The 15,330-nt window shown below is 40.7% G+C and carries 13 protein-coding genes; 5 read left to right on the top strand and 8 right to left on the bottom strand.

What is annotated here, in order from left to right; genetic code table 11:
* Positions 1-93 precede the first annotated feature (93 nt).
* Positions 94-1,593, top strand: a complete 1,500-nt coding sequence (locus L4F91_RS10690) for a helicase HerA-like C-terminal domain-containing protein (protein ID WP_395896409.1) — start codon at positions 94-96, stop codon at positions 1,591-1,593.
* Positions 1,594-1,689: 96 nt separating this feature from the next.
* Here the strand turns inward: L4F91_RS10690 and L4F91_RS10685 are convergent, their stop codons facing one another.
* From L4F91_RS10685 to asnC, 5 genes are all read right to left on the bottom strand, one after another.
* The gene (locus L4F91_RS10685; protein WP_395896407.1) at positions 1,690-1,962 is read right to left on the bottom strand and encodes a heavy-metal-associated domain-containing protein; all 273 of its coding nucleotides are present in this window, start codon (positions 1,960-1,962) and stop codon (positions 1,690-1,692) included.
* The gene (locus tag L4F91_RS10680) at positions 1,959-2,336 is read right to left on the bottom strand and encodes a mercuric transporter MerT family protein (RefSeq protein WP_265762412.1); all 378 of its coding nucleotides are present in this window, start codon (positions 2,334-2,336) and stop codon (positions 1,959-1,961) included. The genes L4F91_RS10685 and L4F91_RS10680 overlap by 4 nt, the downstream gene beginning before the upstream one ends.
* Positions 2,311-3,414, bottom strand: coding sequence for a transglutaminase-like domain-containing protein (locus L4F91_RS10675; protein WP_395896404.1), 1,104 nt, complete (start codon positions 3,412-3,414; stop codon positions 2,311-2,313). Before L4F91_RS10675 ends, L4F91_RS10680 begins: the two co-directional genes overlap by 26 nt.
* A gap of 402 nt (positions 3,415-3,816) precedes the next feature.
* On the bottom strand, positions 3,817-4,575 hold the full coding sequence (gene udp, locus L4F91_RS10670; protein ID WP_265778555.1) for a uridine phosphorylase: 759 nt from the start codon (positions 4,573-4,575) through the stop codon (positions 3,817-3,819).
* A 32-nt stretch (positions 4,576-4,607) separates the two neighbouring features.
* Entirely contained in the window at positions 4,608-5,060 is a 453-nt protein-coding gene (asnC, locus tag L4F91_RS10665; RefSeq protein WP_250351369.1) for a transcriptional regulator AsnC, read from the bottom strand.
* Positions 5,061-5,220: 160 nt separating this feature from the next.
* On the opposite strand from asnC, the gene asnA reads away from it, so the two are divergent.
* Entirely contained in the window at positions 5,221-6,213 is a 993-nt protein-coding gene (gene asnA, locus L4F91_RS10660; RefSeq protein ID WP_250351370.1) for an aspartate--ammonia ligase, read from the top strand.
* 314 nt (positions 6,214-6,527) lie between these two features.
* Here the strand turns inward: asnA and L4F91_RS10655 are convergent, their stop codons facing one another.
* Together L4F91_RS10655 and L4F91_RS10650 are read right to left on the bottom strand one after the other, a co-directional pair.
* The gene (locus L4F91_RS10655) at positions 6,528-7,022 is read right to left on the bottom strand and encodes a YfbU family protein (RefSeq protein ID WP_395896400.1); all 495 of its coding nucleotides are present in this window, start codon (positions 7,020-7,022) and stop codon (positions 6,528-6,530) included.
* Positions 7,023-7,039: 17 nt separating this feature from the next.
* Complete coding sequence (locus L4F91_RS10650) at positions 7,040-7,780, bottom strand: VacJ family lipoprotein (RefSeq protein ID WP_250351372.1); 741 nt, start codon at positions 7,778-7,780, stop codon at positions 7,040-7,042.
* Between the two features lie 312 nt (positions 7,781-8,092).
* On the opposite strand from L4F91_RS10650, the gene carA reads away from it, so the two are divergent.
* From carA to L4F91_RS10635, 3 genes are all read left to right on the top strand, one after another.
* On the top strand, positions 8,093-9,217 hold the full coding sequence (gene carA, locus L4F91_RS10645) for a glutamine-hydrolyzing carbamoyl-phosphate synthase small subunit (protein WP_395896398.1): 1,125 nt from the start codon (positions 8,093-8,095) through the stop codon (positions 9,215-9,217).
* 75 nt (positions 9,218-9,292) lie between these two features.
* On the top strand, positions 9,293-12,505 hold the full coding sequence (carB, locus tag L4F91_RS10640; RefSeq protein ID WP_395896396.1) for a carbamoyl-phosphate synthase large subunit: 3,213 nt from the start codon (positions 9,293-9,295) through the stop codon (positions 12,503-12,505).
* Between the two features lie 444 nt (positions 12,506-12,949).
* Positions 12,950-14,245 (top strand): ammonium transporter, encoded by a 1,296-nt coding sequence (locus L4F91_RS10635; RefSeq protein ID WP_265762409.1) that lies wholly within the window; start codon positions 12,950-12,952, stop codon positions 14,243-14,245.
* 214 nt (positions 14,246-14,459) lie between these two features.
* Here the strand turns inward: L4F91_RS10635 and L4F91_RS10630 are convergent, their stop codons facing one another.
* A complete protein-coding gene (locus L4F91_RS10630) occupies positions 14,460-15,275 on the bottom strand; it encodes an IclR family transcriptional regulator (RefSeq protein WP_250351376.1) in 816 nt (271 codons plus the stop codon).
* Positions 15,276-15,330 lie beyond the last annotated feature (55 nt).

Genomic DNA, 15,330 nt, shown 5'->3' with positions numbered 1-15,330 from the left:
AACGACAGATCCAGAAAATTGGTGATAATTTTTGACCGCACTTTATTTTTTTTTTATTATGCCCCCACATTTTGATCGATTTTAGAGGCTTATATGCAATATTCATTAGCACAAACAGGACAAGGCGAGGTTTTAGGTTTAACCGCCAAAATGGCAAACCGCCACGGTTTAATCGCGGGCGCAACTGGAACGGGAAAAACCGTTACCTTGCGTAAAATGGCAGAAGCATTCAGCGATGACGGTGTGCCAGTGTTTTTAGTGGATGTCAAAGGCGATTTATCGGGCTTAGTTAAAGCGGGTGAATTTCAAGGCAAAGTAGCAGAACGAATTGCGCAATTTCATTTAGGTGGGGAAAGCTATTTGCAAGGCTATCCCGTTTCTTTCTGGGACGTATTTGGTGAAACAGGTATTCCATTGCGTACTACCATTTCAGAAATGGGACCATTGTTACTTTCTCGTTTACTCAATCTTAACGCCACGCAAGAAGGCTTACTCAATTTGGTATTCCGTGTGGCAGATGATAAAGGGTTGTTACTTATTGATCTAAAAGATTTACGCGCAATGCTCAAATATGTGGCAGAAAATGCAAAAACCTTCCAAGTGGAATATGGCAATGTTTCAGCCGCTAGCGTAGGGGCAATTCAGCGTGCCTTACTCACATTAGAGAATGAAGGGGCAACTAACCTTTTTGGTGAACCCGCATTAAATCTTGATGACTGGCTACAAACTCGTGATGGGCGTGGTGTGATTAATGTATTGAATTCAGAAAAATTAATTAACTCCCCTCGTATGTACAGCGCCTTTTTACTTTGGCTGATGGCAGAATTATTTGAGCAATTGCCTGAAGTGGGCGATCCAGAGAAACCTAAATTTGTGATGTTCTTTGATGAAGCCCATTTATTATTTGATGGCGCGCCAGCCGTATTGGTGGATAAAGTGGAGCAAGTGGTGCGCCTCATTCGTTCTAAAGGGGTAGGGATTTATTTTGTTACACAAAATCCATTAGATTTACCCGATACCGTGCTAGGACAGTTAGGGAATCGTGTACAACACGCCTTGCGCGCCTTTACGCCTCGCGATCAAAAAGCTGTTAAATCTGCGGCTGAAACCTTCCGCACAAATCCAAATGTAAATGTGGTAGAAACGATTTCTACCCTCGGTGTTGGGCAAGCATTAGTGTCTTTCCTTGATGAGAAAGGAATGCCAACCCCCGTGGAAGTGGCGTATATTTATCCACCGAAAAGCCAGCTTAAACCGATTTCTCTTGAACAGCGTAGCCAATGGGTGAAAGACGATGATCTTTATCCTTATTACCATAATTATGTGGATAATATTTCGGCTTTTGAAATGTTGCAAGAACGAGCTGATCTTGCCGCTGTTGCACAAAAACAAGCAGAACAAGCGCAAGAGGAAGAAGAAAATGGCTTTATGAGTAGCTTAAGCAGAATGTTGTTTGGTAAGAAAAAACGTGGCGAGCAACTGAGCGTAACGGAACAAGTGGTTAGTGGCGTGGCTAAATCCGTAGGACGCAACATTCGTAACCAAATCACCAAGCAAATTATGCGCGGAATTTTAGGTGCGTTAAAGAAATAATGTTTTAAATTGCATAGCGAAAGGCTTAAAACCAATGATAAGGTTTTAAGCCTTTTTTATTGCATTTTTCTATTTTAGTTGATGGCAACAGGGGATTTATTTTTGTACTACTGCGTGATAATGCAAGCTATCAATGGCTTGAATCAGCATTTCATCGCTGACGTTCTCCTCTGCAACCACATTCACTGAGCGTGAGTTAAAATTCGCTTTAGTGGATTGTACGCCATCAATATTACGTAATACTTTATTGACTAAATAGACACAAAGCTGGCAATTCATTTCTTCAATATGCAATGTCACCTTTCGTTCTGCGCCAAGACTTGATAGTGAAAAACTAAGTGCGGTAAAAAAAAGTAATATTTTTTTCATTCTAAATAATCCAAAATATAAGGTAAAACATAAGGATAGGTTAAGAAAAAGAGAATAATCAGCGCCATTAACCAATATAAAATTTGTAACATACGGCGTGATAAATATTTGCTACAAATGATTTTCCCTGAGAAATTCAATAGCCAAAAGCCATAACCAAAGGCAAAGAGAGAAATCACAAGCATTGGAATTTGTAAAAATGCAAGCTGATTTAAGCTCACCAACCAAGTGCTGGAAATGCCGAAGAGTAAATAAAATAACGGAGCAATGCAGCATAGTGTTGATGCCACCGCAGCACTCACTGCGGTGGTACATATCGCCCAAAATTTGGTATTGGCGTTTTTCGGATTAACGTTGTTGTGAGATAAATTCATAACCAAATTCTTTTGCATCAAATGAATTTAACGGATCGCCACCCACTTCGGCATAAGGATAGCCAAAATTGTTGATTGGTGCGAGTTCTGGCGTTGGGTAAAGGGTGAAATCCCGTGCGTGATTAAAGCCCATCCAATTCCCCTCCCAATTTCCAAATAAATAATCTGAAACGGCTTGGGTATTTGTATCCGCCACGTCTTTTTTCTCTGTTAGGCGATATTTTGCTACGTCGGCTGAATCAACAGGCACCCAACCAAAGCCGGCAAGGTAAAATTCTGCACGGCAATGTTGCCCACCGTTTTCATTGGCTATATTATTTTTGGCACTGCCAAACGCAGACTGAGAATATTTCCCCATTTTCACGGCTTTACCTAAACGGATGCCAAACACTTCACGAGCAGGAATGCCAGAAGCACGGGCTAAGGCAACAAATACAGAATTAATATCTGTGCATTTTCCTTTTAATATACCTGTGGTTAAGATTTTTTCTACATCGCCGTCACCGCAGCCTAACACCGAATTATCTCGCTCCATATTCGCCACAATCCACTGATGAATGCGTTCTGCTTTTTTGAGCGGATTGGTTTCATTGCCTACAATTTTATCGGCATATTCTTTTACGATTCCGTCAATTTTAATATGCTTTGTTGGCTGTAAATAAGGTTGCACATCAACGCCATATTCTATGTTTTGTGGGGCTTGATAGTCTTTCAGTAACCCTTGTTGCTTTGGTTCACGATCTTGCGTTTCCACCACCAAGGTAATTGTTAAATCACGTTTTTGGGCATCTGGCGCCCAACTGGCGAATAAGGTACTTGCACTATATTGATTATTTTCAGTGATGTACGCTTGTTGATAATTGCCGTCAAATGTAATGGATTTTACTTTTTGATAATCGTTGCTAAAAGGCAATGGCACCCATAAATTGGTGGTGCCTGATGAGCCTTTGGGAACTTGCAACGCATAGGTTTGGGTGAATTCATAAGTATGCGTAGTGGTATTGGGGTTTGGCATCGTTGTGGCATTTGCCAACGTAGCCGCCGCGAAAAGTGCGGTAGTAAAAATCGTTTTTTTCATAAAAAACTCCTGTTTACAAAAGGGATTGCAAGGTTATGCCATTCGCGATTAAAAATGGGCTACCTTATAGGAATTAGGCGAGAGAAAACGCATTGCGTTAAAGAATTGCCAAATTTCTAACCTTCCTTAAATCCTTAAGAGAAATTGAAAACGGCAAGAATGGTATAACGATGAAAACCAGAATTGAAAACAGTTTGATCATTTCCTATACACAATACTTGCGATATAGCTGTTCAACGAACAAAGGGATTTTACGATCTATGGCTGAAATTGCAATCTTTTATTGAGTACGGTGGGGCAATAACCAGATAAGAAAGCCTGAAATTCATCATAATTATGATACGTCATTTAAGAAAGTGCGGTAAAAAATGGGTAAAAATTCCACCGCACTTTATTTTTTAATTAAACTAATAATGCGGCGGCTTTCACCACAATATCAATGGCGTTTTGTTCCGTTTGGTGAATGGTTTCCTCGTTTGGAATTTCTTGCTGGGTACGGTTTACAATAGCACCTGCCACCATTCCCGCACGCAACCCTAAGGCTGAACACATTGTAAATAAGGTTGCACTTTCCATTTCATAGTTCATCACATTGAGTTCTTGCCATTGTTTTAATGAACCTTGATAGTGGCGGTAAATTTTGCCCGTGTAAGTGTCGTAGCGTTCTTGCCCCGGGTAGAATGTATCGGATGACGCGGTGATACCGATATGCACTTTGGCGTTCTGATTTTCTAATGCAGCTTTGTGAAGCATTGAGGTGCAAGTGAAGTCGGCTACGGCAGGATATTCCAATGGAGCAAAATGACGGCTTGCACCATCTAAGCGCACCGCGCCGGTGGTGATCAAAATATCACCTACATTAATATGTGGTTGGATCGCCCCTGTTGTGCCAATGCGTAAGAAAGTACGCACGCCTAATTGCGCTAACTCTTCCACAGCAATGGAAACAGAAGGGCCACCAATTCCTGTGGAACACACCACCACCGCTTTACCATTAAGATAGCCAAGCCACGAAGTAAACTCCCTTGTTGCCGCTAAAAATTTTGGATTTTCCAATAAACGAGCAATCCGCTCAACGCGTTCTGGCGCGCCCGGAACAATGGCAAGTTTCGCCCCATCTAACATTGCTTTGGTTAAACCTAAGTGAAAAACATCAGACATAATGACTCCTATTTTTGTTATAAATGAATAAGTTATGGAGTAATATCACGCAAAATCGGGTTTTGCATTGAAATTAAGGTTTCGGTAGATTGAATTTCATCAATCAACTGAATTTTGGTTGCGAGCACGGAATGAAGCTCCGCAATGGTATGGGTCATCACCTTAATAAAAATAGAATAATTCCCCGTGGTGTAATAAGCCTCCACCACTTCTTCAAATTTTTCTAATTTCTCAATGACTTTATCGTAATCTTTCGCACTTTTAAGAATAATGCCAATGAAGCAGCATACATCATAGCCTAATTTACGTTGATCAATACGGATTTTCGTCCCTTGAATAATGCCCGCCTGACGCATTTTTTCGACACGAACGTGAATTGTTCCGGGGCTTACCCCAAAATTTTTTGCCATTTCTGCATATGGCGTACGCGCATCTTTGATTAACACACGGAGGATTTGTTTATCTAAGTTATCAATATTGTGCATTTTCTTTTCCCAAAATTAAATTTAATTTAAAATTATAGCTATTTTTTTATGGAAAAACCATTTTCAATCTTATTTTTGTTTATAGGTATTGAATTTTGATCCCGTATCATTAAATAATATGCAACGAAAATCAAAACCAATAATAAATAAGGTTCATACAATGGAAAAATCATTTATTTTACAACAACAAGAAATTAGCTTTGCTAAAAACACCTTTACCCAAAAACTTTTGGAACATTTAGGGCTTGTAGAAGTTCAAGGTCCTATCCTAAGCCAAGTTGGCAATGGTATTCAAGATAATCTTTCAGGTACAGAAAAAGCAGTTCAAGTAAATGTGAAGCAGATCACAGATGCTACCTTCGAGGTCGTTCATTCTTTAGCCAAATGGAAACGCCATACCCTTGCGCGTTTCGGTTTTGCCGAAGGTGAAGGGTTATTTGTACATATGAAAGCGTTACGTCCAGATGAAGATAGCCTCGATCAAACTCACTCTGTCTATGTGGATCAATGGGATTGGGAAAAAGTAATCCCCGCAGGTCGTCGCAACCTTGCTTATTTAAAAGAAACCGTGCGTTCTATTTATCAAGCGATATTAGAAACAGAAGCCGCAGTGAGTGAAAAATTTGGTTTAACCCGTTTTTTACCGCAGGACATTACCTTCATTCATAGTGAAGATTTAGTTCAACGCTATCCGGGAATGAACGACAAAGAGCGTGAAAATGCTATTTGTAAAGAATACGGCGCTGTGTTCTTAATTGGAATTGGCGGTGAATTATCCGACGGCAAACCACACGACAAACGCGCCCCAGACTATGATGACTGGACAACGATTTCTGAAGGTGAATACAAAGGCTTAAATGGTGATATTTTAGTATGGAATCCAACACTAGAGCGCGCATTTGAGGTGTCATCAATGGGAATCCGCGTAGATGAAACGGCTTTACGCAAACAACTTGCCATTACAGGTGATGAAGATCGCTTAAAATTTGATTGGCATCAAGATCTTGTCAATGGCAAATTACCTCTTTCAATTGGTGGCGGAATTGGGCAATCTCGCCTAGCAATGTTGTTGCTACATAAAAAACACATTGGTGAAGTGCAATCTAGCGTGTGGCCAAAATCAGTAATGGAAGAATTTAAAAATATTCTTTAATAGGTTACAAGTGAAGAAAACATCTAAGTTTTTTGAATTGCCGTTAAAAACTTAGGGGTATTAAATCTAAGGACTTGGGTCTGTGTTGTACCAAGTCCTTTTAATTTTACTTGAATACATCTGGGTACAGTAATGAATATAGTGGCGTAATGACTAACGTATTAGTAAAAAGTATTATCTTATACCATAGGTTTTAGGCTATTTTGGGCAATCAGTGCGTGAAAAATACAATTTTTGCTTGAGTATATTATTTTAGCTAGGTCAAACACTTTATAAAAAACCACCGCACTTAATTATACGGTGGTTTTTGGCAATTAAGCATTCAAAATTTTCTGAATTTCCGCCATACTTAAATGATATTCGTGTGGGCAGCTACGCCAAACTTCAAGCATTTTAATGTATTTGTCCCACATTGGCGTTTGTGAATCACAGCCGTGTTCGCATTGCATAAATTCTGCGTATTTCCCTTCTGTGGTGGTGATAAAACGTAAGTAGTGAAGATATTTTTTCTCACGCACAGCACAATAACCAGCAAATTGTAAGCGGTGTGGGGTTACGGTGGTTGTGTCGCCTAAGTTGTTATAAGAAACGTGTAAAGCGTGATACATTTCAAGCGTATCTCGAACAGTTTGGCATTCTTGTTCTGAAAGATTAGAAAATTCTTTATCTAATTCTTTCAATTCTAGTCCAAATCCCCCTTTTACAATCGTTTCTAAACGGGCATATTTCACGGCGTTATTTGGATCTAATAAGCCCATTAATTTATATTGATTAGCTAAAATTAAGCGCTGAGTTGAGGTCATTTCCATAGTATTTATTCCTATCATTAATCAATTTCTTTAAGTTCATCTTGTGAAAGGGTATTGCCTTTGGTTTCCACATTGCCGTCTTTAACGTGATATTCTAAGTTTTGGAAATAGGCTTCGCGGAAAGTAACATAAGGATCTTGCGATTGCTCTAATAATGCGTCTTTATCAAGCATTTTTGCGCGACTATCAATACCTTGAATACCCCATTTTAATAATCCCCAAGGACCTAGTAAAGACAGCATTGGGTAAGTGGTATCCACTAAATTACCTAGATCTTGACGAGGGGTTGCCGGTCCGTACATCGGCAACATTACATAAGTACCTGTTTCGACACCATAAGCCCCTAAGGTATCACCAAAACGGCGTTTTTCTTCTACGCGTAATGGCGGGCTGGCACTTGCCCAGTCAATTAAACCGCCTAAACCGAAAATACTGTTGATCCAGAAGCGATTGAAATGCACCATTGCTTTTTTAAATTCACCTTGCAATAAGCGGTTTACAAAACTGGCTGGTTCATCAAGGTTATTCGCAACATTGATAATTCCTGTTTTAATAGGCTGTGGCACATAATTTTTCCAACCTTTGGCAACTGGTTTCAGCACATAGGGATCGGCAACCTTATAGTTGAAATCCCACATTGCTCGGTTAAATCCTTCCAATGGATCTTTACGTTCTCCCGTTTGTGGATCGATTGTGGCACAGCCTGTGAGTAAAGCTGAACCAAGTACGAGTGAGACGACGAAAACGGATTTTTTCATAATATGCCCTGTGACTAAAAAATAAGATACATTGTAAACAACTTGGTGAAAATCTACAAAATAAATCAGAGAAAAATAAATTGCTTGCATTACATTGATTATTTATGCAATATTAATGAATAAATATATTTCTTATTCCTTGCGAATTTGCTTGAATATCGTGCTATTGTCTTTTAGAATTAGCCCGTTTAGCCTGTGAGCTAACCACCAATGCAATTTAGTACAACTGCAAAATAAAAGTGCGGTGTTTTTTTCGCTAAATTTCGGTTAATGAGCATTTGCAAGTGTTCACCTACAATTAAGGAGTTTTTTATGTCTAGTCCAGCAATTTTAGTATTGGCTGACGGCAGCGTTTTCCACGGCACATCTATTGGGGTGTCTGGCTCAACAACGGGAGAAGTGGTTTTTAATACCGCTATCACGGGTTATCAAGAAATTCTCACCGATCCTTCCTATTTTCAACAAATTGTTACCCTGACCTATCCCCATATTGGCAATACTGGCACCAATAATGAAGATCAAGAAAGCAATAAAGTCTATGCTAGTGGATTAATCATTCGTGATTTGCCTTTGTTACACAGTAATTTCCGTGCCAATCAAAGCCTTACCGATTACCTAAAAGCAAATAATGTGGTCGCCATTGCCGATATTGACACGCGTCGTCTTACCCGTCTTTTACGAGATAAAGGGGCGATGGCTGGCTGTATTATGGCAGGAGAGAGCGATGAACAAAAAGCCCTTACACTGGCACAAGGTTTCGGTTCTATGGCGGGCAAAGATCTTGCCCAACAGGTAACTTGCCAAGCGCCTTATGAATGGACACAGGGAGAATGGGTGCTAGGTAAAGGTTATCATTCACAGCCTGAACAGAAATATCATATTGTTGCTTATGATTTTGGCGTGAAGCACAATATTTTACGAATGCTTGCTGAACGCGGCTGTAAAATTACCGTTGTACCCGCTCACACAACCGCGGAGCAAGTGTTAGCTTATCAGCCTGATGGCATTTTCTTATCCAACGGCCCCGGCGATCCTGAACCTTGCGATTATGCGATTCAAAATATTCAAACCTTATTGGCAAGCAAAAAGCCGATTTTTGGTATTTGCTTAGGACATCAATTATTAGGGCTTGCCGTAGGGGGCAAAACCAAAAAAATGCCATTCGGTCATCACGGTGCAAACCACCCAGTGCAAGATTTAGCAACACAAAAAGTTTTTATTACTAGCCAAAATCACGGCTTTGAAGTGGACGAACACAGCTTGCCAAAAAATGTGAAAATTACCCACCGCTCTTTATTTGATAATTCGGTGCAAGGCATTGAGCTAACAGACCAAGTGGCATTTTCTTTCCAAGGCCACCCTGAAGCTAGCCCCGGTCCAAATGATGTGGCGTATTTGTTTGATAAGTTTGTGGCTGCATTGGAACAAAGTAAATAGAAATAACCTCATAGTAACTAAAGTTACACCAACACTCCATAAACAACGTTAAAAAAGATTATAAGAGAAACCAAAATGCCAAAACGTACAGACATAAACACTATATTAATTATCGGTGCAGGCCCAATTGTGATTGGACAGGCGTGTGAATTTGACTATTCAGGGGCGCAGGCGTGTAAGGCGTTGCGTGAAGAGGGTTATAAAGTGGTGTTAGTCAATTCTAACCCCGCCACCATTATGACTGATCCTGATATGGCAGATGTAACCTACATTGAGCCAATTACTTGGCAAACGGTCGAAAAGATTATTGAAAAAGAGCGTCCCGATGCGATTTTACCCACAATGGGCGGGCAAACTGCCTTGAATTGTGCCTTAGATCTTTCTAAAAATGGCGTGTTGAAAAAATACGCTGTCGAACTGATTGGGGCAACGGAAGATGCTATTGATAAAGCAGAAGATCGTGGTCGCTTTAAAGAAGCAATGGAAAAAATCGGCTTAAATACGCCAAAATCATTTGTTTGCCATACTTTCGATGAAGCTTGGGCAGCACAAGCCGAAGTGGGCTTTCCAACGCTTATTCGTCCGTCTTTCACAATGGGCGGTTCAGGCGGTGGGATCGCCTATAACCGTGATGAATTTGTCGCCATTTGCGAACGCGGATTTGATGCCTCGCCAACCCACGAATTACTCATCGAACAATCGGTGTTAGGCTGGAAAGAATACGAAATGGAAGTGGTGCGTGATAAAGCAGATAACTGCATTATCGTTTGCTCCATTGAAAATTTTGATCCAATGGGCGTACATACGGGCGATTCTATCACCGTTGCACCCGCGCAAACCCTCACTGATAAAGAATATCAAATTATGCGTAATGCCAGCCTTGCTGTGTTGCGTGAAATTGGGGTGGATACAGGCGGTTCAAACGTGCAATTTGCCATTAATCCAGCCAATGGTGAAATGATTGTGATTGAAATGAATCCACGCGTGAGCCGTTCTTCTGCACTGGCGTCTAAAGCGACAGGTTTCCCTATTGCAAAAGTGGCAGCCAAATTAGCCGTGGGTTATACGCTCAATGAATTGCGTAACGACATCACCGGTGGACTTATTCCTGCGTCTTTTGAACCGTCTATTGACTATGTGGTGACTAAAGTGCCACGTTTTGCCTTTGAGAAATTCCCTCAAGCAGACGATCGTTTAACCACGCAGATGAAATCCGTGGGCGAAGTAATGGCAATGGGGCGTACGTTCCAAGAAAGCTTGCAAAAAGCGTTACGAGGATTAGAAACGGGTATTTGCGGTTTCAATTTGCTGTCTGAAGCGCCTGAAAAAATACGCACCGAACTTGGTAACCCCGGGCCTAACCGCATTCTTTATGTTGCCGATGCCTTTGGCGCAGGGTTTAGCTTGGAAGAAGTACATCATTACTCAAAAATTGATCCTTGGTTTTTAGTACAGATCCAAGATTTAGTGAAAGAAGAATTAGCCTTAGAGCAAAAAACACTTGAACAATTAGACTATGCAGAGCTTCGCCGTTTAAAACGTAAAGGTTTTTCAGATAAACGTATTGCCCAATTAGTGAAAAGTAATGAAAGTGCGGTGCGAAATTTGCGTAAATCATTCAATCTGCACCCTGTCTATAAACGAGTTGATACCTGTGCTGGGGAATTTAAATCGGATACGGCTTATCTTTATTCTACTTATGAAGAAGAATGCGAGGCGAAACCCTCTGATCGTAAGAAAATTATGATTTTAGGTGGTGGACCAAACCGAATTGGGCAAGGCATTGAATTTGACTATTGTTGTGTCCATGCCGCACTTGCCTTGCGTGAAAGCGGTTTTGAAACCATTATGGTGAACTGTAACCCTGAAACGGTTTCTACCGATTTCGATACCTCAGATCGCCTTTATTTTGAACCGCTTACCCTTGAAGATGTGTTAGAAATCATTCACCTTGAACAGCCTGATGGCGTCATTGTGCATTATGGTGGTCAAACACCGCTAAAACTCGCGAACGCCCTTGCCGAAAATGGCGTGAACATTATTGGTACATCAGCGGACAGTATTGATGCCGCAGAAGATCGTGAACGCTTCCAACAAATCCTACAACAACTCGGCTTAAAACAACCGAATAACCGTACCGCAAGAAATGCCATAGAAGCAGTCAAATTGGCTGATGAAGTGGGCTATCCACTCGTGGTTCGTCCTTCTTATGTGCTAGGCGGACGTGCAATGCAAATCGTGTATAACGTGGACGAACTCAACAAATATATGCGTGAAGCGGTGCAAGTTTCCGAAGATAGCCCAATTCTGCTTGATCATTTCTTAAATAATGCCATTGAAGTGGATGTGGATTGCATTTGTGATGGTGAACAGGTGGTCATCGGCGGGATTATGCAACATATTGAACAAGCGGGGATTCATAGTGGAGATAGTGCGTGTTCTCTGCCACCTTATTCCTTAAGTGCAGAGATTCAAGATGAAATCCGCCGGCAAACTGCAGCGATGGCAAAAGCATTAAATGTGGTGGGATTAATGAATGTTCAATTTGCCGTGCAAGAGGGCGTGATCTATGTCTTAGAAGTAAACCCTCGGGCAAGTCGTACTGTGCCATTTGTGAGTAAAGCCACAGGACGTCCATTAGCCAAAATTGCGGCGCGTGTAATGGCTGGCATCAGTTTGCAAGCTCAACAAATTCAAGGTGAAATTCAACCGCACTTTTATTCTGTGAAAGAAGCAGTGTTCCCGTTTATAAAATTCCCGGGGGTAGATACCATTTTAGGCCCTGAAATGCGTTCAACAGGAGAAGTGATGGGCGTGGGCGAAACATTCGCAGAAGCATTCATTAAAGCTCAGCTTGGCGCGGGCGAACAAATCGCTAAAACAGGAAAAGTGTTTATTTCTGTTGATGACAAGGATAAGCCACGCTTATTGCCGATTGCGAAAGGATTACAAGAACAGGGATATGGCTTATGTGCAACCCTTGGGACAGCCAATTTCTTACGTGAAAACGGTATTTTTGCCCAAACGGTAAATAAAGTTCGTGAAGGGCGTCCACATATTGTTGATGCAATAAAAAATGGCGAGATTGCGATGATCATTAATACGGTAGGTAGTTTGCCTGAAAGCATTGAAGATAGCCATTCTATCCGTCGTAGTGCGTTGCAACAAAAAGTCTTTATTCAAACCACCTTGGCCGCGGCAGAAGCCTTAGTGCAAAGTATCGGCAATTTGCAAAATTACGAGGTGTATTCCTTACAATCCTTACAGACTAAGCTAAAAAGACAGTAAATCATTTACTGGTCGTTTAAATTCAAAAATAAGGCACTTTACTCAAAGTGCCTATTATTGTGCTTTAAGGCGGCAATAAGAGAAGACAGTATAACGAGCCAATGGGATCTGGGTAAGGTGAAGGATAGGGATTAAGAAAGTCTTATCTTAGTTTGCAATGAAACGGCTTATAAAATTAAGCCTCTGTTTTATGGCATCAGTAAATTTTTATCTACGAGATGAATACAAAATAAATAAAATTGGATTTCATATTAAAACGCCATTCTATTTTTAATTTATTTTCATCTTTTTCTCTTTTTTGTTTGACGGAATCTTTATTTTTCATTATTTTGTTATTTATGATTTACCTGTTTGGTAATGGCATTTGTGGAAAGGGTGATAAAAACTTATCCCTCCAAAAGCAAGCAATAAAACGGCGATTTAACGCAATGAGAGGATATTAAAATGAAAAAATATAGTGGGTTATTAATGCTTTTATGCTTTCCCCTGACAGCAAAAGCCGTTGATTGGCTACAACCTTTTTCGGTCATCAATACTGGCGATACCGCTTGGATGATGCTATCGACGATTTTAGTGTTATTTATGACGATCCCGGGCTTGGCATTATTTTATGCCGGAATGGTACGCAAAAAGAATATTTTATCCGTTATGGTGCAAAGTTTTGCTGCCTGTAGTTTGATTGCGGTAATTTGGTTTGTATGTGGTTATAGCCTAGCCTTCACCCCAAATAATGCCTTTATTGGTGGATTTGATCGTCTCTTTTTGCAAGGGTTAAATGTACTTACCTCAGAAGAAAAACTCACTGTCTATCCCGGAGCAAGTACAATTCCAGAGTCTGTTTTTATGCTATTTCAGATGGCCTTTGCCATCATTGCAGGCGCCATTATGACAGGGGCATTTGCCGAGCGAATGAAATTTAGTGCGGTGCTAATTTTTGTCGGTTTATGGACATTGCTGGTTTATGTTCCAACGGCGCACTGGGTATGGGGGATTGGCGGTTGGTTGGCTGAAGATGGCGTACTCGATTATGCCGGTGGAACAGTCATTCATATCAATGCGGGCGTAGCCGGGTTATGTGCGGCAGTTTTCATCGGAAAGCGTTATGGCTATGGAAAAGAAGTTATGGCGCCGCATAACCTCACCTTAACCCTCATTGGTTGTGCGATGTTATGGGTTGGCTGGTTCGGTTTTAATGCGGGATCTGCCTTAGCCGCAGATAGCCGTGCGGGAATGGCGCTTGCAACCACACAAATTTCTGCTGCCGTAGGGGCATTAACTTGGGTGCTTTGCGAAGTTGTCAGTAAATATAAGCCCTCTGCATTAGGTCTTGCCTCAGGGGCAATAGCAGGATTAGTGGGGATAACCCCTGCTGCTGGCTTTGTACTACCACAAAGTGCGGTATGGATTGGTGCGATTACCAGTGTAATTTGTTTCTTTACTGTTACCAAACTGAAATACAAATTAGGCTACGATGATTCTCTTGATGCCTTTGGTATTCACGGAATGGGCGGCATTGCTGGAGCAATCTTAACGGGGATTTTTGTTTCGAGTGAAGTGACAGGAAATAATAACGCAAGCCTTTGGTTACAAATTGAAAGTGTCATTATTACTTTAGTGTATAGCAGTATTATCTCACTGCTTCTATTATGGATAATGAATAAATGTATGGATCTTCGTGTCACCTTAGATGAAGAACGCCAAGGTTTAGATCTGATTTCTCACGGCGAACGTTTGGAATAATCAGGGATTTATCAGGAGCGTAGCTCCTGATTTTTGTTATGCGTTTAACGTTGAAATTCTCCTTTCTGACTTGAGGAGATAATTTATTTCCTTTTCCGTGTATTCACGCTTAATATTAGCAAGGGATACAGCTAACAGAAACACCCCTATCAGCCCTTAATCCATTGAGATATGGTTTCACTTTTATGGACAAATCAAAGTGCGGTGCTTTTTTCTATTGTTTTTTCGGCTGTGGCAGAGCGTGATCTGGCTTATACCCTAATTCTTGTGAAATAAGCAGCGCTGTTTTTTGAATTTCATTCAACAGATAGGGAATGCCTAATTGTTTTAATTTATAAGACGACATTGACACCGAAACGGCATAATCCACATTTCCTTGATAATTAAAAATCGGGCAGGCAACGCAAACAACGCCAATTTCATTTTCTTCACGATCCATTGCAAATTGCTCTTGTCGAATATCATTCAGTTCTTTTTCCATTAAAGGAAGATGAGTTACGGTATTTGCCGTGAGTGGTTTGATATTTTCGGCTTGGCTTTGCCAATAATGTGGCAGATAATCTTTATTTTTTTCATAGGCGAGATAAAGTTTACCCATCGCGGAACAATAAAGGGGTAAACGTTGCCCAATATAGGCCTGTGTTCTCAGCATTCCTGTTGTAGGTTCTAATTTATAGATCATAATGGCATAGTCGTTTTCCCGTTTAGAAAAATTCACAGTTTCGCCTAAGGTTAAATTCAGCGCTTCTAAATAAGGAGCGGCAATATTAATAATATTTAACGACATTAAGATTTTTTGCCCAATACTCAAGCATTTTGTAGTTAAACGATAATTGCCAGCGGTTGCCGTAGGCTGTACATAACCTTCACTTTGTAAGCCTTGTAATAATCTATGTACGGTACTTTTATTGAGCTGCGCAATCTCTGATAATTTTGCTAATGGGCAGCCATTCGGGTAATTGCTCAAAATTTCAAGTAATCTTAAACCACGACTTAAGCTCTGATTTCCATTGGATTTATCGTCTGACATAAGGTTGCTCCTCTCTTTTCTGTTAGCCAGAAGTATAATGAATTTTTACTTCCTT

Origin of the sequence: Avibacterium sp. 20-126 (assembly GCF_044358625.1) — a bacterium.
Classification (GTDB): Bacteria; Pseudomonadota; Gammaproteobacteria; order Enterobacterales; family Pasteurellaceae; genus Avibacterium.
This window is presented reverse-complemented; position numbering and strand designations above follow the sequence as displayed.